This window comes from Pseudomonas sp. SDI, assembly GCF_003105155.1.
Lineage (GTDB): Bacteria > Pseudomonadota > Gammaproteobacteria > Pseudomonadales > Pseudomonadaceae > Aquipseudomonas.
The window spans coordinates 32,017-57,376 of sequence record NZ_QETK01000031.1 but is presented as its reverse complement, the minus strand read 5'-3'; the positions used below and the strand labels follow the sequence as shown (position 1 = coordinate 57,376).

The 25,360-nt window shown below is 67.4% G+C and carries 4 protein-coding genes; all 4 read right to left on the bottom strand.

The genetic code is table 11. The annotated features are described in order from the left end of the window. The coding region (locus DCO48_RS18915) for a condensation domain-containing protein (protein WP_256584098.1) at positions 1-2,787 on the bottom strand (2,787 nt) is incomplete at its 3' end. A 10-nt stretch (positions 2,788-2,797) separates the two neighbouring features. Beyond that, on the bottom strand, positions 2,798-10,714 hold the full coding sequence (locus DCO48_RS18910) for a non-ribosomal peptide synthetase (RefSeq protein ID WP_116552132.1): 7,917 nt from the start codon (positions 10,712-10,714) through the stop codon (positions 2,798-2,800). Position 10,715: 1 nt separating this feature from the next. Further along, positions 10,716-17,360: a non-ribosomal peptide synthetase gene (locus tag DCO48_RS18905; protein ID WP_256584097.1), complete on the bottom strand. Its 6,645-nt coding sequence runs from the start codon at positions 17,358-17,360 to the stop codon at positions 10,716-10,718. Next, positions 17,353-25,344 carry a non-ribosomal peptide synthetase gene (locus tag DCO48_RS18900; protein WP_116552130.1) on the bottom strand — a complete coding sequence of 2,664 codons (7,992 nt, stop codon included), beginning with the start codon at positions 25,342-25,344 and terminating at the stop codon, positions 17,353-17,355. Before DCO48_RS18900 ends, DCO48_RS18905 begins: the two co-directional genes overlap by 8 nt. Between the last annotated feature and the right edge of the window lie 16 nt (positions 25,345-25,360).

Here is a 25,360-nt window from a genome sequence, read left to right as displayed (position 1 = left end):
GTCGGCGCGGTAACGGGCCAGGTCGCCCGTGCGGTACAGGCGTTCGCCGTTGCCGAACGGGCTGGTCATGAAGCGCTCGGCGGTGAGGCCGGGGCGACGGTGGTAACCGCGAGCCAGGCCTTCGCCGCCCAGGTACAGTTCGCCGATGACGCCGACCGGGACCGGGTTCAGTTCCGGGTCGAGGATGAAGGTCGACAGGTTGGCGATGGGGTGGCCAATAGGCACGCCGTCGCGGCCTTCGTCGACGCAGGTCCAGTGGGTGACGTCGATGGCGGCTTCGGTGGGGCCGTAGAGGTTGTAGAGGTTGGCCTCTGGTAGCTTGGCGAAGACTTGCAGTTGGGCATCGACAGGCAATGCCTCACCACTGCAAATAATGCGTCTGACGCCACCGCCCCCTGTATCCCGCGAACGGCTGCGAAGCGCCAGCAAATCCGCTGGATGCGACTCTTGGCGAGCGCTGCGCGCTTGATCGCGGGACAAGCCCGCGCCCACAGAAGAGCCAGCTTCCATGGGTTCTGGAAGGGATTGGAGGAAGACCTGGAGCATCGACGGGACGAAGTGCAGCGTGGTGACCTGATGCCGTTCGATCAGCTCGACCAGCTTCGCCGGATCGCGATGATCCCCCGGCGCCGCCAGTGCCAGCCGGGCCCCGGTCATCAACGGCCAGAAGAATTCCCATACCGACACGTCGAAGCTGAACGGGGTCTTCTGCAAAACGGTGTCGCTGCCATCCAACCCATACGCCTGCTGCATCCAGCACAAGCGGTTGGTCAGCGCCGAGTGGCGGTTGCCTGCGCCTTTCGGCTTACCCGTCGAGCCCGAGGTATAAATCACATAGGCCAGGTTTTCCCCGGTCACCTCAACATTCGGGTTATGCGTGGCGTAATCGTCGAGCGATTCATCCAGCAGCAGCGTGGCCAACGAAGCGGGAATCGGCAGCGCCTCCAGCAGATGCCGCTGCGTCAGCAACAGACGAATGCCACTGTCCTCGAACATATAGGCCAGTCGTTCCTCGGGATACTCAGGGTCCAGCGGCACATACGCCCCGCCCGCCTTCAGCACCCCAAGCAAGCCCACCACCATGTCCAGCGAACGCTCGGCCGCGATGCCCACCAGCACATCCGGCCCAACCCCCGCCTCGATCAACCGATGCGCCAGCTGGTTCGCCCGCGCATTCAGCTCGGCATAGCTCAGTTCCACCTCACCAAACAGCAACGCCGGCGCATCGGGCACACGCTCCACCTGTGCCTCGATCAGCGCCTGAACACTGCTCTGCAAGGGGTATTCGGTCGCCGTGGCATTCCAGCCCTCGACCATCGCCCGGCGCTCATCCGCGTCCAGCATTGGCAGGTCCGCCACCCGCGTATCCGGTGCCGCGACAATCCCTTCCAGCAGGTTCAACCAATGCCGCGCCATGCGCTCGATGGTCGATGCCTCGAACAGGTCGGTGGCGTAGGTAAACGCCGCCGACAACGCCTCGGCCGACTCGAACGTATCCAGCGTCAGGTCGAACTGCGAGGTCTGCTTCTGCCAACTCAGCGGCTCCACGCGCAGTGCCGAGGCTGGCCCGGTCGCCACTGCGCGCCCGGCGTTCTGGTGGTTGAACAGCACCTGGAACAGCGGGCTGTGACTCAGGCTGCGCACCGGCTGCAAGGCCTCGACCAGTTGCTCGAACGGCAGGTCCTGATGCGCCTGGGCCTGCAAGGCGGTGTCTTTCACCTGCTGCAACAAGGCGCGGAAGGTCAGCCCCTCGCTGAAGCTGGCCTTGAGAATCTGGGTGTTGACGAAGAAGCCGATCAAGCGCTCGGTTTCGGCACGATTGCGGTTGGCAATCGGCACGCCGACACGGATATCGTCCTGGCCGCTGTAGCGCTGCAACAACAGCTGATACGAGGCCAGCAACAGCATGAACGGCGTCACACCCTCGCGCTGGGCCAGCGCTTTCAGGCCCTGGCTCAGGACCGGCGGCAACACCACCGGCCAGCGTGCACCACGGAAGCTCTGCTCGGCCGGGCGCGGATGATCGGTGGGCAGCGCCAGCACGCTCTGCTCACCCGCCAGTTGCGTCGTCCAGTAGGCCAACTGACGCTCGCGCTCGCCGTTCTCCATCCACTGCCGTTGCCACAGGGCGTAGTCCGGGTACTGCACCGGCAACGCCGGCAATTCCAGGGCCCGGCCCTGGCTGAAGGCGCCGTAGAACTGCACCAGCTCCTCGACCATCAACTGCATCGAAGCACCGTCGGTAATGATGTGGTGCAAGGTCACCAGCAGCACGTGCTCGTCGTCCGCCAGTTGCAACAGGTCGAGGCGCAGCAGCGGCCCCTGCTGCAAGTCGAACAGCAGCGCACTGCGCTCGGCAGCGAAAGCACGGCCCCAGGCGTCGCGCTGCTGCGGGCTTACCGCAGCCGGCAGGCGCTGCCGGGTCAGCGCTACGTCCAGGCGCGGCAGCACCTGCTGCACGGTACGCTCGCCGTCCTCGACGAACACCGTACGCAGGCTTTCGTGACGGGCAATCAGCGCCGCGAAGCTGCGCTCCAGCGCCGCTACATCCAAAGCCCCGCGCAGTTGCAAGGCGGTCGGGATGTGGTAGGCCGCGCTGTGCGGGTCCAGTTGCCAGAGAAACCACTGGCGTTCCTGGGCATACGACAGCAGCAGTGGCTCATCCGCCTGGCGCTTGAACACGGGAACCAGCGCAAACAAGTTGATGCCTTTTTGCTTTAGCAGAACCGCCAAGGCCTTGCGTTGGTTCTGCGACAGCCCACCTACCGACTCGATCAACTCTTGCACCGCAACACCCTCACTCGGAAATTAGCTTCTCCAGTTCAACGCTTGATAAACGTTTGAGGGCCTCCAAAGATTTAGCCAATTCTTCATCCAGCGCCGACCCCCCCTGGCGCAAGGCCTGGACACGCTGGACAAAGCCGGCCAGATCGGCACTGTCGAACAACGCCTTCAGGGCTATTTCGGTGCGCAACTGGTTGCGCACCCGCACCATCACCTGGGTCGCCAGCAACGAGTGCCCGCCGAGGTCGAAGAAGTTGTCGTCCAGCCCCACCTGCTCGACCTCCAGCACCGCACACCAGATCGCGGCCAACTGCTGCTCCAGCTCGCTCTGCGGCGCACGGTAGGCCTTGCGCAGGTGGGCCTGATCGATGCTGGGCAGGGCCTTGCGGTCGAGCTTGCCGTTAGGCGTCAGCGGGAAGCGTTCCAGCAGCAACAGGTGCGCCGGCAGCATGAACTCCGGCAGCGTCTCGCGCAGCCAGGCGCGCAACTGGTCGCGCTGTTCCAGCTGCTGCGCGGTCGGCGCGCTCAGCCACTGGCTGTCGGCCGGCACCAGGTAAGCGACCAGTTGCTGCCCGCCAGGCCCGTCCTGGGCCAGCACGGCCGCTTCGCGCAGCTGCGGGTGCGCCAGCAGGCGCGCTTCGATCTCGCCCAGTTCGATGCGGAAACCGCGAATCTTCACCTGATGGTCGATGCGGCCGATGTACTCGACCACGCCGTCCTCGCGGTAACGCGCCAGGTCGCCGCTGCGATAGAGGCGTTCGCCGTTGCTGGCGAACGGGTTGGGGACGAAGCGCTCGGCGGTCAGCGCGGGCCGGTGCAAGTAGCCACGGGCCAGGCCGGCGCCGCCGATCAACAGCTCGCCGGCGACGCCAATCGGGTTCGGCTCCAGCTCGGTGTCGAGCAGGTGCAACTGGGTGTTGTCGATCGGCCGCCCGAGCCAAGGCTGCGGCGCCATCCGGCTGAGCGGCTGCACGGCCGACCAGATGGTGGTCTCGGTCGGGCCGTAGAGGTTCCACACCTGGGCCTCCAGCGCCAGCATGCGCTGGGCCAGTGCGTCCGGCAGCGCTTCACCGCCGCACAACAGCCGACGCCCGCGTAGCACCTCGGCGCGCTCGTGGTCGAGCAGCATGCGCCAGGTCGATGGGGTGGCTTGCAGGGCACTGACCCGCGCCTGTTCGATCAGCGCCAGGGCCGCGCTCGGGTCCATGCTGGTGGCTTTCTCGGTCAGGATCACCGTGGCCCCGACCAGCAACGGCAGGTAGATTTCCAGGCCGAAGATATCGAACGAGAAGGTGGTCAGCGAGAGCATCCGCTCGCCGCGCGCCAGCCCCGGGCAAGCCGCCATGCTCGCGACAAAGTTGACCAGCGCGGCATGGGCAATCATCACCCCCTTGGGCTTGCCGGTAGAGCCGGAGGTGTAGATCACGTAGGCCAGGTTGTCCGCCTGCACGGCAGACGACGGCCGGCTCGCCGGGTAATCGGCAAACGCGGTGTCGGCGTGGTCCAGCAGCAGTGCCTGCACCTGTGGCGGCAGCGGCAGGCTCGCCAGCAGGTGCGCCTGGGTCAGCAGCAGATTAATGCCGCTGTCCTCGATCATGTAGGCCAGGCGTTCCTCGGGGTACGCCGGGTCCAGCGGGATGTAGGCGCCGCCGGCCTTGAGCACCGCCAGCAGGCCGACGATCATCTCCAGGCTGCGCTCCACCGCGATACCGACCAGCACGTCAGGCCCCACGCCGCGCTCGATCAGCGCGTGGGCCAGCGAGTTGGCGCGGCGGTCGAGCTCGGCGTAGCTGAGGGTCTGGCCGGCGAACTCCAGTGCCGGGTGGTGCGGCGCCTGGTCCACCTGCCGTTCGAAGCGTTGGGCGATGTTCAGGTGCAGGTCATGCGCCACCGCCGTGCTGTTCCAGGCGTGCAACACCTGCTCGCGCTCAGCCTGGCCAAGCAGTTGCAGCTCGCCGAGGGGGCGCGCGGGGTTCGCCGGCATGCCACAGAGCAGTTGCTCCAGCTGCGCGCCGAGGCGCTCGATGGCCGCAACGCCGAACTGCGCGTGGGCGAAGCTGAAGTGCAGCGACAGGGTCTCACCAAGGCCGACCGCCAGCGCCAGCGGGTAGTTGGTCTGCTCGTGGTTGGCGATCTCGCCGAAGCGCAGGTCTTTCGGCGCCTGCTGCGCCAGCGCCTCGGACACCGGGTAGTTCTCGAAGATCAGGATAGTGTCGAACAGCGGCGCACCGCCCTGCCCGGCCCAGCGCTGGATATCGAACAGCGGCGTGTGCTCGTGCTCGCGCAGCGCCAGGTTGCAGGCCTGCACCTGTTGCAGCCAATCACCGAGCGGCTGCCGGGCTTCCGGCCGGGCAATTACCGGCAGGGTGTTGATGAACAGGCCGATCTGCTGCTCGACCCCGGGCAGCTCGGCCGGGCGCCCGGCCACGGTGGCGCCGAAGCACACGTCGGGCTTGCCGCTGTAGCGTTGCAGAATCAGCAGCCAGGCCGCCTGCACCAAGGTGTTGAGGGTGACTTTCTGTTGCCGGGCAAATTCGCCCAGTTGGCGGGTCTTGCCGGCATCCAGCACCTGGTAGTGGTTGCCGTAGCCCACCGCGCCAGCGGGTGGGCGGACCAGCGCATCGGCTAGCCGGGTCGGCTCGTCGAGGTTCGCCAGTTGGCGTTGCCAGAACGCCTGATCGGCCGCAGCGTCCTGGCGTTGCAGCCACGCGATGTAATCGCGGTAGCGCCCAACGCTGCCCACTGGCCCAGCACCGCGGTAATGCTGGAGTACCTCGCCGAGCAGCCTCGAACTGCTCCAGCCGTCCATCAGGATGTGGTGATGGGTGTAGATCAGGTGATAACCCTGCTCGCTGGTACGCCCCAGCAGCAGCCGCAGCAAGGGCGCCTGGCCGAGCACGAAGCCCTGCGCCAGTTGCGCGGCGGCCAGCGCATCGAGCGCCTGACGCACGTCGCCGACGCCGCGCAGGTCATGCACTTCGAACGGCAGTTCGACCTGCTTGAACACCACTTGCAACGGCTGCTCCAGGGCACCTTGCCAGACAAAGCCGCTGCGCAGGATGGCATGCGCCTCGACGCAGCGCGCCCAGGCCGCGCGGAAACGCTGCGGGTCGAGGCCGTCGATGTCCAGGCGCATCTGGTTGATGTAGTCGCCAGCGGTCTCGGCGTACAGGCTGTGGAACAGCATGCCCTGCTGCATCGGCGACAGCGGGTAGAGGTCGTCGAGGTTGCCCAGCGGCAGGTCGAGGCTGTCCAGCTGGGCCTGGTTCAGCGGCGCCAGCGGGAAGTCCGACGGTGTCACGCCAGCGGCAGCGCTGCTCAGGCAATGCTCGATCAGGCACTGCAGTTCGTTCAGGTAGGCCTCGGCCAGGGCCTGGATCGCCGCCTCGTCGAAGACCTCGCTGCTGAACGTCCAGCTCAGGCGCAGGCGGCCATCGTAGACCTGGCCGGTCAGGGTCAGCCAGTTGCCCATCGGCGCGTCCGGGCTCTGTTCGGCACCGGCGGCCTCGCGGGCCGGGGCGAACAGTGCCGCCTGCTCGCCGGCAAAACTGCTGTCGAACTGACCAAGGTAGTTGAAGGTGATGCGCGGGCTCGGCAAGGCCGCCAGCGTCGCGCGCGCATCTGCGTCACCGAGGTAGCGCAGCACCGCGAAGCCGAGGCCCTTGTTCGGCGCCGCGCGCAGTTGCTCCTTGACCGCCTTCAGCGACGCACCGCGTTCGGCAGCGGGCTGCAACCACACCGGGTACTTGCTGGTGAACCAGCCGAGGGTGCGGGTAAGGTCGAGCTGTTCGAACAGGTCCTCGCGGCCGTGCCCTTCCAACTGCACCAGCGCCCCGGCCTGCCCGCTCCAGGGCGCGACGGCACGGGCCAGCGCGGTCAGCAGCAGGTCGTTGACCTGGGTGCGGTAGGCTGCGGGGGCCTGTTGCAGCAATTGCCGAGTCTGCTCGGCATCGAGTTGCAGTTGCACGCTGCGCGCATGACGGTTCTGCCGCGCACCATCCGGGTTGCGGCATGGCAACTCGGCGCGGGCGCCGTCCAGCTGGTTGCACCAGAACGCCACTTCGGCGGCCAGCGCCGGGCTGGCGGCATACGCATGCAGCTGCTCGGCCCATTGCTGCACCGAGCTGGTCTTGGCCGGCAGTTCCACCGCGCGGCCTGCCTGCAACTGCTGATAGGCCTGTTGCAGGTCTTCGAAGAGAATCCGCCAGGACACCCCATCCACCACCAGGTGATGGATGACCAACAAAAGGCGCTGCTCGCCATTGGCCAGGGTCGCCAGCACCGCCCGCAGCAACTGGCCCTGTTCGATGTCGAGGCTACGCTGGGCCTGCTCACCCAGCGCCAGCAGTGCGTCGGCATCGGCAACTTCCGCCTGCCACAGCAGCGGTGCCTTGGCCCAGGCCGCTTGCAGGGTCGGCCACTCGATGAAATCGGCGCGCCAGTGCTGCTCGCCGTCATGACTGAAGCGCAGGCGCAAGGCGTCATGCTGGCGCACCAGCGCCTGCACGGCCTGTTCGACGCGGCTGGCCTGCAACGGCGCGGCCGGGGTCAGCAGCACCGACTGGTTCCAGTGATCCTGCTGCGGCATCGCTGCGGCGAAGAACGCCTGCTGGATCGGCAACAGGCGCGCACTGCCACTGACCTCGACCTGGGCGTCACTGCCCCGGGTTTCGATCTGCGCGATGCAGGCCAGGGCCTGTACGGTCTGGTGCTGGAACAGCGCCTTGGGGCTGAAGCGAATCCCCGCCTGGCGCGCGCGGCTGACCACCTGGATGGAGATGATCGAGTCGCCGCCCAGCTCGAAGAAATTGTCGTTGCGCCCGACCCGCTCGACCTTGAGCACGCCTTGCCAGATCGCTGCGATCCGGCTTTCCATCTCGCCCTGCGGTGCCTGCCAGGCACCTGCACCCGCCAGCTGAGCGGGCTCCGGCAGGCGCTTGCGGTCGAGCTTGCCGTTGGCGTTCAACGGCAGTTGCTCCAGCACCAGCAGGTGCGCCGGCAGCAGGTAGTCCGGCAACTCGGCCTTGAGCGCGGCGAGCAGCGTGTCGCGCAACTGCGCCTGCACGGCCGGGTCCGCCGACGGCTCAGTGGCGAGCACATAGGCCACCAACTGACGACCGACGCCGGTATCGCGCGCCAGCACCAGCGCCTCGGCGACGCCTGGCAACTGGCGTAGCGCCGCCGCCACTTCGCCCGGCTCGACGCGGAAGCCGCGAATCTTCAGTTGATCGTCGACCCGCCCACGGTATTCCAGGCCACGGTTGCCAAGGCGCACGCGGTCGCCACTGCGGTACAGGCGGCTGCCATCGGCGGCAAACGGATCCGGTACGAAGCGTTCGGCGGTCAGCCCCGGCTGGTCCAGATAGCCCTGGGCCAGGCCGGCGCCGCCGATGTACAGCTCGCCAGCCACACCACGGGCCACCGCGTGCAGCTCGTCGTCGAGCACCTGCACCCGGCTGTTGGCCAGCGGCTGACCGAGCAGCGCGGTGCCGCGTTCGCTCATTTGCATGGCGCCGGCCAGCACCCCGACAGTGGTTTCGCTCGGGCCGTAGTGGTTGAACACGGCGGTGTGCGGGCTGAGCCGCTCGATCTCGTCCAGCAGCCCGGCCGAGCAGGCTTCGCCGCCGAGGATCAGGCACTGGCGCGGCAGCACGCGCTGCGCCTGCTCGACCTTGAGCAAGGCTGCCAGGTGCGACGGCACGATCTTCAGCGCATCGATCTGCTGTTCATCCATGTAGCGGGCAAAGCCGTCGGCATCCATCATCCGTTCGGCATCGATCAGGTGCAGGGTCTGCCCGGCGCACAGGGCACCGAACAGCAGCGTGTAACCGAGGTCGGCAGCCACCGTGGAGACCATCGCCAGGTTGCTCGCTTCAGCCAGCGGAATCCGCGCCAGCACACCATCGACATAATTGGCCAGCGCGGCATGGCTGACCACCACGCCCTTCGGCCGGCCGGTGGAGCCGGAGGTGTAGACGATGTAGGCCGGCTCGCCGCTCAGGCGCGCGCGGCTGGGCAGCGCGACACCGCCCTGCTCGCCCGCTGCCTCGATCGCCAGTACCGCCAGCGCCGGGTTCAGCCCGGCCGGCAGGCTGCCGTCCGAGAGCAGCGCAGCCACGCCGCTGTCTTCCAGCAGCTGGCACTGCCGCTCGGCCGGGCTGGCGATATCCAGCGCCAGGTAGGCGGCGCCTGTCTTGAGTACGGCCAGCACGGCCACCAGCCAGTGCACCGAGCGCTCGGCGGCGATGCCGACCCGGCAATCGCTGCCGATACCCTGCGCAACCAGCCGCGCGGCCAGGGCATTGGCCCGCCGTTCCAGTTCGGCGTAGCTCAGCGCCTGAATCCCGGCGACCACCGCCAGACGCTGCGGATACAGCGCGGCATTGGCCTCGAAGCGTTCGACCACCGACGGCAGCTCGCCAGCGGTGTGCACCTCGCCCAGGGTCTGGGCCTGCTCGTCGGCGCTGCGCAGGTCGCAGTCGCCCACCGCCAGCTGCGGGTTGTCCAGCACCGCCTGCAACAGGTTCAGCCAGTGCCCGGCCAGACGCTCGATGGTTGCGGCGCTGAACAGGTCGTAGGCATAGATCAGCGAGGCACTGAAGCCTTGCGGATGCTCCAGGGTTTCCAGGGTCAGGTCGAACTTGCTCGAATGGCTCGGCAGCACCAGGTTGTCGATCTGCAGACCGAGGTCGTTGCTCGGCACTGCCCGCGGTGCTTCGCTGCGGTGGTTGTGCATCACCTGGAACAGCGCCCCGTGGCTGAGATTGCGCGCCGGCTGCAGCGCTTCGACCAGTTGCTCGAACGGCAGGTCCTGGTGCGCCTGGGCCGCCGCCGTGGTGTCGCGGGCCTGCCGCAGCAGCTCGGCGAACGGCTGGCGCGGGTCAACCTCGGCCTTGAGCACCTGGGTGTTGATGAAGAAGCCGATCAAACCGGCGGTTTCCGCACGGTGGCGGTTGGCGATCGGCACGCCGATGCGGATATCGCGCTGGCCGCTGTAGCGGTGCAACAACGCCTGGAACGAGGCCAGCAGGACCATGAACGGCGTGCAGTTCTCGCGCTGCGCCAGGCGTTTGAGCGCCTGGCCGAGGGCGGCCGGCAGGTCGAGGTCCAGGCGCGCGCCACGGTAGCTTTGCTGTGCCGGACGCGGGAAGTCGGTGGGCAGTTCCAGCAGTACCTGCTCGCCGCCCAGTTGGGCCGTCCAGTAGGCCAACTGGCGCTCGCGTTCGCCGGCCTCCATCCAGCGCCGTTGCCACACGCTGTAGTCGCCGTACTGGATCGGCAACGGCGGCAACGGCGCCGGTTGCTGACGACTGAACCCGGCATAGAGCTGCAGCAGTTCGTCAACCATCACCCCCATCGACCAGCCGTCGGAGACGATATGGTGCAGCACCATCACCAGCACGTGCTCGTCGTTGCCCAGGCTGAGCAGGGTCACGCGCATCAGTGGCGACTGTTGCAGGTCGAACAGGCGTCGGGTCTGTTCGTCGATGAAGGCGGTCAAACGCGCTTCGCGCTGTTGCCGGTCAGCCATCGCCGCCCACTGTTCATGCTCGATGTGCAGCTCGACCTGTGGCGCCACCACTTGCAGCAGTTGACCGCCATCTTCCTCGAAGGTGGTACGCAGGGTCTGGTGGCGCGCCAGCAACGCGTCGAAGCTGCGTTGCAGCGCATCGATGTCGAGCACCCCGCGCAGGCGCAGGGCGGCCGGAATATGGTAGGCCGGGCTGTCCGGCTCCAGTTGCCAGAGGAACCACTGGCGCTGCTGCGCGTAGGAGGTTTCGAAGCGCGCCAGGCCTGCGCAGCTAACCGGGATCGGCAGCTGCGCCAGGCTCATGCCCTTGCTGGCGAGCTTGTCGAAAAAGGCCTTGCGCTGTTCCAGCGGCAGCTTGATGAAACGCTGAACCAGCGCGACGTTGTCCATCCCAGCCATTTCAGTTGGCCTCCAGTTCAGCAAGAAAGTCGTACATATCACTCAGGTCTTCATCCAGCGTGGTGCTGACACAGCCGCTCACGCTCAGCGCGTAATCGCTCAAGGCAGCGGCCTTGAACAGCAGGTCGAGCGGAATGTTGCCGGCGAGTTGTCGTTGCAGCAGCGCGGTCGCCTGGGTCGCCAGCAGCGAGTGCCCGCCCAGTTCGAAGAAGTTGTCGCCCAGCCCTACCTGCGGCAGTTGCAGCACCTGCTGCCAGACCGCAGCGATCTGCCGTTGCAGGTCGGTTTCCGGGGCCAGGTAGTCCTGCTGCAAAGCACCCAGGTCAGGGGCTGGCAGGGCCTTGCGGTCGACCTTGCCATTGGGCGTCAGCGGCCAGCATTCGAGGAACAACAGGTGGCTCGGCACCATGTAGCCGGGCAGCGCCTGCTTGAGCGCCGCCTTGAGCGCCGCGCGGCTGCGCATCAGGCCGTCGCGGTCGTCCAGCGCCGGGCCGTGCTCGGTCAGGGTCAGGTAGGCCACCAGCTGCGCGCCGAGGGCGCTTTCGCGAGCCAGCACCAGCGCCTCGCGAACCTCGGGCAGGTCTTGCAGGCGCGCCTCGATCTCACCCAGTTCGATGCGGAAACCGCGCACCTTGACCTGATGGTCGATGCGCCCGAGGTAGTCGACCACGCCGTCGGCACGCTGGCGCACCAGGTCGCCGCTGCGGTACAGGCGCGCCCCGGCGGCGCCGAACGGATCCGGCACAAAGCGCTCGGCCGTCAGCGACGGCCGGCGCAGGTAGCCACGGGCGACCCCGCTGCCGCCCAGGTACAGCTCGCCAACCAGGCCGACCGGCAGCAGCGCCAGACCGCTGTCGAGCACCTGCGCGCTGCGTTCGCCGATGCGCGTGCCGATCGGCGCGTAGGCGGCCTGGCAGCTGTCGTCGCGGCCGGCCTTCCAGATCAGCGGGGTGACCACGGTTTCGGTCGGCCCGTAGCCGTTGATGATGTACTGCGGGCGCAGCGCGCGCTTGGCCAGTTCGAAGCTGGCGTGCGGCACCGCATCGCCACCGAAACAGTACACCCGCACGTTCGGCGGATGGCCGTCGCGCTCGGCATGCTCGGCCAGCTGTTGCAGGTAGGCCGGCGGGAACGCGGCGACGCTGACGCCGTGCGCGCGCATCGCCTCGTAGGTCTGCTCCGGGCTCCACAGGCTGTCGTCGCGCAACAGCAGGCGGGCGCCGTGGGTCAGCGCGGTCAGCCAGCGCTCGTGGGCACCGTCGAAGGCGAACGACATGAAGTGCAGCTCGCAGTCGGCTGGGCTCATTTCATAGCGCGCGCCGATGGCCTGGCAGTGCATGGCCAGTGGGCCGTGCTCGACCGTCACGCCCTTGGGCTGGCCGGTGGAACCGGAGGTGTAGATCACGTAGGCCAGCTGCCGCGGATCGATTGCCACCTGCGGCGCCGCTACGTTGGCCGCCGTCAGGTCGAGCTGGTCGAGGGCCAGCAGCGCCAGCCCGGCCGGCACCGGTAATGTCGCAGCCAGGGCCGAGGTGCTGAGCAGCAAGGCGATGGCCGCATCCTCGATCAGGAAGGCCAGGCGCTCGCGCGGGTATTGCGGGTCGAGCGGCACGTAGGCGGCGCCGGCTTTGTGGATGGCCAGCAGGCCGACAATCATCTCCACCGAGCGCGGCAGCGCAATGCCCACCAGGGTTTCCGCACCGATGCCACGGGCGACCAGCTCGGCCGCCAGGGCATTGGCCTGGGCCTCCAGCTGGGCAAAGCTCAGTTGCCGCCCGGCGCAGTGCACGGCGATGGCCTGCGGGGTCCGTTCGGCCCAGCCGGCGATGCGCTGGTGCACCGGTTGCAGGTCGTGCCAGCGGCTGTCCAGCGGCTGCCAGCGCTGCACCAGTTGCTCGCGCTCGGCGGCACCGAGCAAGGGCAGATCGCCCAGGCATTGCTGCGGGTCGGCCAGCACCGCCTGCAACAGGTTCAGCCAGTGCCCGGCCATGCGCGCGATGGTCGCCGGCTCGAACAGGTCGCTGGCGTAGGTCAGCGCGGCATTGAGGCCGTGGGCGGTTTCGTAGGTGTCGAGGGTCAAGTCGAACTGGGCGGTCCCGCCTTGCCAGGCCAGCTCCTCGATCTGCAGGTCGTCGAGGCGCTGGCCGAGGGCCTGGCGCAGGTCGTGGCTGCGGTGGTTGAACATCACCTGGAACAGCGGTGTGTGGCTCAGACTGCGCTCCGGTTGCAGGGCGTCGACCAGCTGTTCGAACGGTAGGTCCTGATGGTCCTGGGCGTCCAGCGCGGTGCGCCGCACCTGTTGCAGCGCCACGCTAAACGGCAGCTGCGGGTCGAACTCGGCCTTGAGCACCTGGGTGTTGACGAAGAAGCCGATCAGCCGTTCGGTTTCCAGCAGGTTGCGGTTGGCAATCGGCACGCCGACGCGGATCTGTGCCTGGCCGCTGTAGCGGTACAGCAGGACCTGGAACGACGCCAGCAGCAGCATGAACGGCGTGGCGTTGGCCTGCTGGGCCAGGCGCTTGAGGCCGGCGGCCAGGCTGTCCGGCAGTTGCATGTCGAAGCGCGCCCCCCGGTAGCTCTGCACGGCCGGGCGCGGGTGGTCGGTAGGCAGTTCCAGCACCGCCTGCTCGCCGCCGAGCTGTTCGAGCCAGTACTGCAATTGCCGCTCGCGCTCGCCGGCCTGCATCCACTGGCGCTGCCACAGGGCGTAGTCGGCGTATTGCACCGGCAGCGGCGCGAGCACCGCGCTGCGTTGCTCGCGGGCGGCGGCGTACAGTTCGATCAGTTCCTCGGCCAGCACCTGCATCGACCAGGCGTCGGAAACGATGTGGTGCAGGGTCAGCAGCAGCACGTGTTCGTCGTGACCGAGGCGGAACAGTTTGACTCGCAGCAGCGGGCCGTTGTGCAGGTCGAACAGCCGACGCACCTCGGCCTCCAGGCTGGTGTGCAGTTCGGCTTCGTTGGCCACCGCAACCTGTTCGATGCGCACCGGCGCGGGCGGGTTGATCCACTGCCGGGCGTGCTCGGCATCACTGCGCAAGGTGGTGCGCAGCGACTCATGACGGCTGACCAGGCTGTCGAAGCTGTGCTGCAGGCTCGCCGTGTCCAGCGGCCCGCGCAGGCGCAGGGCCATGGGGATATGGTAGGCGGCGCTGCTCGGGTCGAGTTGCCAGAGGAACCATTGCCGCTCCTGGGCATAGGACAGTGCCAGCGACTCGCCGCGCGCCAGGCGTTTCAGTGGTGGACGTTGCTGGGTTGGGCGGCTGGCCAGGGCCTGAACGAACTCGCCGAGGGTGGCGGCTTCGAACACGGCGTTGAGCGGCACGGCCAGGCCCAGTGCCTGGCGGATACGCGAGGTCATCTGGGTGGCCAGCAGGGAGTGGCCGCCGAGTTCGAAGAAGTTATCCACCAGGCCGACGCGCTCTACCTTGAGCACGTCCTGCCAGATCGCGGCAATCCGTTGTTCCAGTTCGCTGTGTGGGGCGATGTAGGCGGCTTGCTGCTGGCTGGCGTCGGGCTTGGGCAGGGCCTTGCGCTCCAGCTTGCCGTTGGGGCTGAGCGGGAATTCAGCAAGGAACACCCATTGGGCCGGAATCATGTAGTCCGGCAGGTGCTCCTTGAGGCGGCTTTTGATCTGCTCGCGCAGGGTGCTTTCGTCGGCGCTGGTGTCGGTGGGCACCACGTAGCCGACCAGTTGCTGGCCGCTGGCGCCTGGCAGGGCCAGGACCACCGCCTCGCGGACCGGATCCTGCTCGTTCAGGCGCGCTTCGATCTCGCCCAGCTCGATGCGTAGGCCACGGATTTTTACCTGATGGTCGATGCGGCCGGCGTATTCGATCACGCCGTCGGCGCGGTAACGGGCCAGGTCGCCCGTGCGGTACAGGCGTTCGCCGTTGCCGAACGGGCTGGTCATGAAGCGCTCGGCGGTGAGGCCGGGGCGACGCTGGTAGCCGCGAGCCAGGCCTTCGCCGCCCAGGTACAGTTCGCCGATGACGCCGACCGGGACCGGGTTCAGTTCCGGGTCGAGGATGAAGGTCGACAGGTTGGCGATGGGGTGGCCAATAGGCACGCCGTCGCGGCCTTCGTCGACGCAGGTCCAGTGGGTGACGTCGATGGCGGCTTCGGTGGGGCCGTAGAGGTTGTAGAGGCTGGCCTCTGGTAGCTTGGCGAAGACTTGCAGTTGGGCATCGACTGGCAATGCCTCACCACTGCAAATAATGCGTCTGACGCCACCGCCCCCTGTATCCCGCGAACGGCTGCGAAGCGCCAGCAAATCCGCTGAATGCGACTCTTGGCGAGCGCTGCGCGCTCGATCGCGGGACAAGCCCGCGCCCACAGAAGAGCCAGCCTCCATGGATTCTGGAAGGGATTGGAGGAAGACCTGGAGCATCGATGGGACGAAGTGCAGCGTGGTGACCTGATGCCGTTCGATCAGCTCGACCAGCTTCGCCGGATCGCGATGATCCCCCGGCGCCGCCAGTGCCAACCGGGCCCCGGTCATCAACGGCCAGAAGAACTCCCATACCGACACGTCGAAGCTGAACGGGGTCTTCTGCAACACGGTGTCGCTGTCATCCAACCCATACGCCTGCTGCATCCAGCACAAGCGGTTGGTCAGCGCCGAGTGGCGGTTGCCTGCGCCTTTCGGTTTGCCGGTCGAGCCCGAGGTATAAATCACATAGGCCAGGTTTTCCCCGGTCACCTCAACATTCGGGTTATGCGTGGCATAGCCGTCCAACGGCTCATCCAGCAGCAGCGTGGCCAGGGAAGCGGGAATCGGCAGCGCCTCGCACAGATGCTTTTGGGTCAGCAGCAGCCGAATAGCGCTGTCCTCGAACATATAGGCCAGTCGTTCCTCGGGATACTCAGGGTCCAGCGGCACATACGCCCCGCCCGCCTTCAGCACCCCAAGCAAGCCCACCACCATGTCCAGCGAACGCTCGGCCGCGATGCCCACCAGCACATCCGGCCCAACCCCCGCCTCGATCAACCGATGCGCCAGCTGGTTCGCCCGCGCATTCAGCTCGGCATAGCTCAGTTCCACCTCACCAAACAGCAACGCCGGCGCATCGGGCACACGCTCCACCTGTGCCTCGATCAGCGCCTGAACACTGCTCTGCAAGGGGTATTCGGTCGCCGTGGCATTCCAGCCCTCGACCATCGCCCAGCGCTCATCCGCGTCCAGCATTGGCAGGTCCGCCACCCGCGTATCCGGTGCCGCGACAATCCCTTCCAGCAGGTTCAGCCAATGCCGCGCCATGCGCTCGATGGTCGACGCCTCGAACAGGTCGGTGGCGTACACAAACCGCGCCGTGAAGCCCTCCGCAGCGTCATAGGTTTCCAGCGTCAGGTCCAGCTGTGCAGTGCTGCTGGCCAGCTCCAGCCCTTCGACGTACAGGCCGGGCAACGCCACCGCGCTCAAGCGTTGCGCCTGCGGCTGGTGGTTGAACATCACCTGGAACAGCGGGTTGTGGCTGAGGCTGCGCGCCGGCTGCAAGGCCTCGACCAGTTGCTCGAACGGCAGATCCTGGTGGGCCTGGGCCTCCTGCGCCGCCTCGGCAACCTCTTGCAGCAGCGCGCTGAACGGCTGCGCGCCATGCAGTTGAGCCCGGAAGATCTGGGTGTTGACGAACAGCCCGATCAAACGCTCGGTTTCCAAGCGGTTGCGGTTGGCATTCGGCACGCCGATACGCAGGTCGGCCTGGCCGCTGTAGCGGTGCAACAGCACCTCGAACGAGGCCAGCAACAGCATGAATGGGGTCACCTGCTCGCGCAGCGCCAAGGCCCGCAGCCGGGCGCTCAGTTCGGCACTCAGCGGCACCTCGATGTGGGCGCCACGGTAGCGCTGGCGGGTCGGCCGCGGGCGGTCGCCGGGCAGTTCCAGCACCGGGTGTTCGCTGCCCAGGCGTTCGCGCCAGTAGCCCAGCTGGCGCTCGCGCTCGCCAGCATCCATCCACTCGTGCTGCCATTGCGCATAGTCGGCATAGCTCACCGGCAAGGCCGGCAGCTGTGCGGCGCGGCCGAGCACGGCGGCGCTGTAGAGCTCCAGCAGCTCCTCGACCAGCACCCCCATGGCCCAGCCATCGGTGGCGATATGGTGCAAGGTCAGCAGCAACAGGTGATCGTCGTCAGCAATGCGCAGCAGGCGCACGCGCAGCGGCAGGCCTTGCAGCAAGTCGAACGGCTCGGTCAGTTCGGCCTCGATACAGGCCTGGATCGCCCCCTCGACGCCCTGCCCGCTCAGCGCCAACGGCTGCGCTTCGATAACCAGCTCGCTGGCCTCGGCCAGCACCTGACGGGCCTGCTCATCCACCTGCACATAGCGCGTACGCAAGCTGCCCTGACGTTCAAGCAGGGCCTGGAAGCTGGCGTGCAACGCCGCCACGTCCAGCGTGCCGCGCAAACGCAGCGCCGCCGGCAGGTTGTAGGCGCAGCCCTGCGGATCGAGCTGCCAGAGGAACAGTTGCCGCTGCTGGGCAGACGACAGCGGCAAGGCGCCGCCCTCGCTGGCCGGTACGATCGGCAGACGGGCCACCGCGACCCCGGCCTGGTGCAGCTTGGCGAACAGTTGACGGCGCTTGCCCGAGTCCAGGCCCCCGATCCGTGCGACCAGTTCCTCTGTGCGTGCGGGGCTGTGCTTAAGCATGGTTTTCCTCCAGTTCATCGAGCGCGTCGAAAATCAGATCGAGCTCTGAACCAAGCCCTTCTTCGGATGGTGTTGTTTCCAGGTAGGCGGCCAGCTCCGCGAGCGTGCGCAGGCCCTGGATGTCGCGCAGTTGCACGTCGCGGGCGAGGCCGGCACGCAGGCGCGATTGCAGCATGACCAGTTGCAGCGAGTTGCCGCCGAGCTGATAGAAGTCGTCGTCGAGGCTCACCCGGCTTACCTGCAGGACCTCCTGCCAGATGAGCGCCAGGTGCTGTTCCAGCTCGCTCTGCGGCGCGCGGTAGCCGCCGTGCCCCTGACTAGCGTCGGGCTTGGGCAGCGCCTTGCGTTCCAGCTTGCCGTTGGGGCTGAGCGGGAATTCGCCGAGGAACACCCATTGGGCCGGGACCATGTAGTCCGGCAGGTGTTCCTTGAGGCGGGTTTTGATCTGCTCGCGTAGGACACTTTCGTCGGCGCTGGTGTCGGTGGGCACCACGTAGCCGACCAGTTGCTGGCCGCTGGCGCCTGGCAGGGCCAGGACCACCCCCTCGCGGACCGGATCCTGCTCGTTCAGGCGCGCTTCGATCTCGCCCAGCTCGATGCGCAGGCCACGGATTTTCACCTGATGGTCGATGCGGCCGGCGTATTCGATCACGCCGTCGGCGCGGTAACGGGCCAGGTCGCCCGTGCGGTACAGGCGTTCGCCATTGCCGAACGGGCTGGTCATGAAGCGCTCGGCGGTGAGGCCGGGGCGACGGTGGTAGCCGCGAGCCAGGCCTTCGCCGCCCAGGTACAGTTCGCCGATGACGCCGACCGGGACCGGGTTCAGTTCCGGGTCGAGGATGAAGGTCGACAGGTTGGCGATGGGGTGGCCAATAGGCACGCCGTCGCGGCCTTCGTCGACGCAGGTCCAGTGGGTGACGTCGATGGCGGCTTCGGTGGGGCCGTAGAGGTTGTAGAGGTTGGCCTCTGGTAGCTTGGCGAAGACTTGCAGTTGGGCATCGACAGGCAATGCCTCACCACTGCAAATAATGCGTCTGACGCCACCGCCACCTGTAGGAGCGGCGGTGCGGCGACCCGACTCGTCCCGCGAACGGCTGCGAAGCGCCAGCAAATCCGCTGAATGCGACTCTTGGCGAGCGCTGCGCGCTCGACCGCGGGACAAGCCCGCGCCCACAGAAGAGCCAGCTTCCATGGATTCTGGAAGGGATTGGAGGAAGACCTGGAGCATCGACGGGACGAAGTGCAGCGTGGTGACCTGATGCCGTTCGATCAGCTCGACCAGCTTCGCCGGATCGCGATGATCCCCCGGCGCCGCCAGTGCCAGCCGGGCCCCGGTCATCAACGGCCAGAAGAATTCCCATACCGACACGTCGAAGCTGAACGGGGTCTTCTGCAAAACGGTGTCGCTGCCATCCAACCCATACGCCTGCTGCATCCAGCACAAGCGGTTGGTCAGCGCCGAGTGGCGGTTGCCTGCGCCTTTCGGCTTACCCGTCGAGCCCGAGGTATAAATCACATAGGCCAGGTTTTCCCCGGTCACCTCAACATTCGGGTTATGCGTGGCGTAATCGTCGAGCGATTCATCCAGCAGCAGCGTGGCCAACGAAGCGGGAATCGGCAGCGCCTCCAGCAGATGCCGCTGCGTCAGCAACAGACGAATGCCACTGTCCTCGAACATATAGGCCAGTCGTTCCTCGGGATACTCAGGATCCAGCGGCACATACGCCCCGCCCGCCTTCAGCACCCCAAGCAAGCCCACCACCATGTCCAGCGAACGCTCGGCCGCGATGCCCACCAGCACATCCGGCCCAACCCCCGCTTCAATCAACCGATGCGCCAGCTGGTTCGCCCGCGCATTCAGCTCGGCGTAGGTCAGCTCAACCTCATCAAGCACAAGCGCCGGCGCATCGGGCGCCCGCTCCACCTGCGCCTCGATCAGCGCCTGCACGCTGCGCTGCAACGGGTACGCGGTGGCCGTGGCATTCCAGCACTCCTGGCCCTGTCGCAGGGCCTCCGGCGTCACCAACGCCAGGTTCCCCAGCGCTCGCTCCGCCGACCCGCACACGCCTTCAAGCAGGCAATCCAGATGCCCGGCCAACGCTTCGATGGCCTGCGCCTCGAACTGCCCACGGTCGTAACTGAAGTGCAGCGACAGGCCCTGCCCCTGCCCGACGGCCAGGGTCAGCGCGTAATGGGTATGCTCGCGGTGGTCCACCGCACCAAAGCGCAGGTCGCTACCGGCCTGCTGCAAGGCGTCGCCAAGCGGGTAGTTGTCGAACACCAGAATATTGTCGAACAGCGCCGCGCCGCCCTGGCCGAACCAGCCCTGGATATCCACCAACGGCGTGTGCTCATGGTCGCGCAGGCTCAGGTTCAGCGCCTGCACAGCCTGCAACCAGTCGCCCACGCGCTGATCGCCCGGTGGGCTGGCAATCACCGGCAAGGTGTTGATGAACAGCCCGATCTGCTGCTCCACCCCGGCAAGCGCAGCCGGACGCCCAGCCACCGTGGCCCCGAAACACACCGTCGACTGGCCGCTGTAGCGCTGCAACAGCAACAGCCAGGCCGCTTGCACCACGGTGTTGAGCGTAACCTTCTGGGCCCGGGCAAACGCGTTCAATTGCTGCAAGCGATCCACCGACAGTTGCCGGTAATGATCGGCAAAGCCGCTGCCCGGCTGCTCGCACGGCAGGCTGCGGGCCAGCCGGGTCGGCCCTGGCAGCGGGGCCAGCCGCTCACGCCAGAACGCCTCACTGGCCAGTGCATCCTGACGTTGCAGCCAGGCGATGTAATCGCGGTATCGCCCAGACGCCACTGTCGGCACCTGGCCGCTGTAGCGTTGCAGCACCTCGCCAAGCAACCGGGCGTTGCTCCAGCCGTCCATCAGCACGTGATGATGGGTGTAGATCAGGTGGTACGCCTGTTCGGCGGTGCGCACCAGTTGCAAGCGCAGCAGCGGCGCGGCCAGCAGGTCGAAGCCTCGCTCGCGTTCGCTGGCGGCCAGCGCGTCCAGCGCCTGCGCCAATGCCTCGCGGCCGCGCCAGTCGAGGCTGACGAACGGCAGTTCGAGGTCGCGGTAGACCACCTGTACTGGCTGCTCTAGCGCACCTTGCCAGGCAAAGCCGGTACGCAGGATGTCGTGGGCGGCCAGGGTGGCCTGCCAGGCGGCCTGGAAGCGTTGCGGGTCGAGGCCGTCGATCGACAGGCGCAATTGATTGATGTAGTTACCGGCATCCTCCTCCAGCAGGCTGTGGAACAGCATGCCCTGCTGCATCGGCGATACCCCGTAGATGTCGCTGAGTGCCGCCAGCGGCACCGGCAACGTGTCCAGCGCGGCCTGGCTGAGGCGCGCCAGCGGGAAGTCCGACGGGGTTGCCTCGGCCACCGGCAACTGGCAGCAATGCGCAACCAGCGCGCGCAGTTCCTGCTCGAAATCGGCGGCGAGTGCGGCGATGGTTTGCGGCGGGTACATCGCCGCGCTATAGCCCCAGCGCAGGCCCAGTTCGCCGCCATACACCTGGCCTTCCACGGTCAGCCAGTTGGCCAGCGGCGCCTGCTCGTCCTGGGCCACGCCGCTGGATTCGGCGGCCGGCGCCCACAGCGCCTGGGCATCGAACTGCTGGTCGAACTGGCCGAGGTAGTTGAAGGTGATGCGCGGCGCGGTCAGGTCGGCCAGCGTAGCGCGCTCGACATCGCTGCCCAGATAGCGCAACAGGCCGAAGCCCAGCCCCTTGCCCGGCACGGCGCGCAACTGCTCCTTGATGGCCTTGATCGACTCGCCAAGCCCGCCCGCCGGGGTCAGCCGCAGCGGAAACAGCGTGGTAAACCAGCCGACGGTGCGCGACAGGTCGATATCGGCAAACACGTCTTCGCGACCGTGCCCTTCCAACTGCAGCAGCGCTGCGTCCTGCCCGCTCCAGCGTGCGACGACGCGGGCCAGGGCAGTCAGCAGCAGGTCGTTGACCTGGGTGCGGTAGGCCGCCGGCGCCAGCTGCAACAGCTGGCGGGTCAGTTCGGCATCGAAACGGCTGTCCAGCGTGCGCCCGCTACGGTTGCTCAGGTCGCCCTGCGGGTAATCGACCGGCAACTCGCCGGGCACGCTCTGCGCGCGCCAGTAGGCAAGCTCGACGCTGTGCTGCTGTGCCAGTGCCGGCAAACGCGCGGCCCAGGCCTGCCAGGCGCTGGTCTTGGCCGCAAGCGGTTGTTGCTGATAGGCCAGCTGCAAGTCTTCCAGCAGCACGCGCCACGACACGCCGTCGACCACCAGGTGGTGGATCACCAGCAACAGGCGCTGGCTGCCATCGCCCAGCTGCACCAGCAGCGCGCGCAGCAGCGGGCCTTGCGCCAGGTCCAGGCTGCGCTGGGTTTGCTCGCAGAGCGCGGCGAGGGCGTCGCGGTCGGCCGCTTCGGCCACGGCGAAGCTGGCGTCGAGCGCGGCGTCGGCGTGGTACTGCTGCCAGCCTTCCGGGCGTTCGCTGAAGCGCAGGCGCAGGGCGTCGTGCTGTTGCAGCAGCTGGCCGACGGCGCTGCGCAGGCTGGCGGCATCCAGCACCTGGCGCGGGGTGAGCAGCAGCGACTGGTTCCAGTGGCTGCGCACGGCCATGGTTTGGGCGAAGAAGGCGTGCTGGATCGGCGTCAGCTCGACGCTGCCGCTGAGCGGGCCCTGCTCGGCCTGCACCTGGGTGCCACGCCCGGCAACGGCGGCCAGGCTGCGCACGGTCTGGTACTGGAACAGGTCGCGCGGGGTGTAGTGCAGGCCCAACTGCCGGGCGCGGCTGACCAGCTGGATGGCGATGATCGAATCGCCGCCGAGTTCGAAGAAGTTGTCGTCGAGGCCGACCTGCGCCACCCCCAACAGGCTTTGCCAGAGGGTGGCGAGTTGCTGCTGGGTGGCGTTTTGCGGCGCGGCGTAGTCGTTACGCACGCTGGCGTGCGGCGCTGGCAGGGCCTTGCGATCGAGCTTGCCGTTGGCGGTCAGCGGCAGTCGGTCGAGGCTGAGCAGGTGGCTCGGCACCATGAATTCCGGCAGGGCTTGCAGCAGCCAGTCCTTGAGCTGTTGCGGCCAGCCGTCGGGGTTGGCAGCGAGCACCAGGTAGGCAACCAACTGACGGCCATCATGGGCCAGCACCACCGCTTCGCGGACCAGCGCGTGCTGGGCCAGGCGCGCTTCGATTTCGCCCAGTTCGATGCGCAGGCCACGGATCTTTACCTGATGATCGAAGCGGCCGAGGTATTCGATCACGCCGTCTTCGCGCTGGCGCACGCGGTCGCCGGTGCGGTACAGGCGCCCGCCACTGCCGAACGGATCGCTCACGAAACGCTCGGCGGTCAGCGCCGGGCGCCGGTGGTAGCCGCGCGCCAGGCCCTGGCCGCCAAGGTAAAGCTCACCGGAAACCCCCGGCGGGACCGGCGCAAGGCTCGCGTCGAGGACATAGGTGTGCAGGTTGGCGATGGGCTGGCCAATAGGCACGCTGTCGCGGCCTTCGTCGATGCAGGTCCAGTGGGTGACATCGATAGCGGCTTCGGTGGGGCCGTAGAGGTTGTAGAGGGCGACCTTTGGCAGCTTGGCAAAGACCTGCAACTGGGCGTCGACCGGCAGTGCCTCACCGCTGCAAATGATCCGCCGCAGCACCGCAAGCGCATCCGCCCCTGTGGGAGCCGGCCTTGCCGACGCCGACAAGGATTGCGGGGAATCCAAAGACTGCAGGAAGACCTGCAGCATGGACGGGACGAAGTGCAGCGTAGTGACCTGATGCTGTTCGATCAGCGCCACCAGCTTCGCCGGATCGCGATGATCGCCAGGCCCGGCCACCGCCAGCCGCGCACCAGTCATCAGCGGCCAGAAGAACTCCCATACCGACACGTCGAAGCTGAACGGGGTCTTCTGCAACACGGTGTCGCGGGCCTCCAGCGGATACGCCTGCTGCATCCAGCACAGGCGGTTGACCAGCGCCGCATGGCTGTTGCCAGCGCCCTTCGGCCGGCCGGTAGAGCCGGAGGTATAAATCACATAGGCCAGTTGCCGCGGATCGACCACCACCTGCGGGTTGGCGTCGCTGAAGCCATCCAGCGCCACCCCGCCCTCGCCCAGCACCAGCCGGCGCACCCCCTCCAGCGGCAGGCGCTCGACCAGCTGCGCCTGGGTCAGCACCCACTGCACAGCACTGTCTTCGACCATGTACGCCAGCCGCTCGGCCGGATACTCCGGGTCGAACGGCACATAGGCAGCGCCTGCCTTGAGCGTCGCCAGCAAGCCGACCACCATCTCCAGCGAGCGCTCCAGCGCGATCCCGACCAGGCTGTCCGGGCCCACCCCGGCCGCCAGCAGGCAGTGCGCCAGCTGGTTGGCGCGAGCGTTCAGCGCACGATAGCTGAGCGCCTGGCCGCCAAACAGCAGCGCCGTGGCCTCGGGGCTACGCTCGACCTGCGCCTCGATCAGGCGGTGCAGCGGCTGTTGCAGCGGGTACGCCTGCGTGGTGGCGTTGCAGTCGAGGACGATGCGCTGGTATTCCTCCGGCGCCAGCATCGGCAACTGTTCGATACGCTGCTGCGGGTCGGCCAGCATGCCGCGCAACAGCGCCAGCCAGTGCTGGCCCATGCGCACGATGCTCGCCGGGTCGAACAGGTCGCTGGCGTAACCGAGCACAGCGTGCAGGCGACCGCCCTGCTCGTAGGTGTCCAGCGTCAGGTCGAACTGGCTGGTGCGGCTTTCCCACTGCACCTGGCTCAGTTGCAGACCGCCTTCCAGGTTCAGTTGGGCAACGTCGGCCACCTGCGGCTGATGGTTGTACATCACCTGGAACAACGGCGTGTGGCTGAGGCTGCGCTCCAGCGCCAAGGCCTCGACCAACTGTTCGAATGGCAGGTCCTGATGCGCCTGCGCGCCGACCGCCGCCTGCTTGATCGCGCCCAGCAGCTGCACCACGCTCATCTGCCCGTCCAACTGCGCGCGCAGTACCTGGGTGTTGACGAATACCCCGATCAGCCCCTCGACATCGCTGCGGTTACGGTTGGCAATCGGCACGCCGACCCGCAGGTCGCCCTGGCCGGTGTAGCGGTACAACAGAATATTGAAGGCGCCGAGCAGCAGCATGAACAGCGTCACGCCCTGCTCGCCGGCCAGCCGGCCGAGCTGCTCGGCCAGCGCCGGTTCGATAGCGAAGGCATGGCGACGACCACGGTAGCTCGGCACCGCTGGGCGCGGGCGGTCCAGCGGCAGTTCCAGTGGCGGATGCGCTTCGCCCAGTTGCGCGCGCCAGTAGGCTAACTGCCGCTCCTTCTCGCCGGCCTCCAGCCAGCAGCGCTGCCACAACGCATAGTCGCTGTACTGGATCGGCAACGCCGCCAGCGCCGGCGCCACGCCGCGCAGGTGGGCGCCGTAGAGATGGCTGAACTCTTCGATCAGCACGTTCATCGACCAACCGTCTGAAACGATGTGGTGCAGGGTCAGCAGCAGCACGTGCTCGTCGGCCGCCAGCTTGAGCAGTTGCACCCGCAGCAGCGGACCGCTGGCCAGGTCGAATGGCTGCAGCGACTGCGCCTCGGCCAGTGCCTTGACCCGGGCCTCGCGCGCGTCCGGCGGCAACGCGCCGAGGTCCAGATGCTGCACCTGCGGCTCCTGCGCCATCGGCACCTGGCGAACCTCGCCATGCGCGTCCTGCTCGAACACGCTGCGCAGCGTTTCATGCCGCTCGACCAGGCTGGCAAACGCCGCCTGCAATGCCTCGACCACTAGCGGCCCCTTGAGTCGCACGGCGCTGGGCAGGTTGTAGGCGGCGCTCTGCGGGTCCAATTGCCAAAGCACCCACATGCGCTGCTGGGCGTAGGACAACTGCCCGCGCTCGGCCACCGGCACCTGGGCAGGGATCGGGAACTGGGCAAAATCGACGCCTTCACGCTGCAAGCCGGCCAGGAAGATCCGACGTTTTTCCAGCGGCAACGCCAGGAAACGGCGGGCTAACGTGCGGGCGTCATCTGCATTCATCGACTTTCATCCATCC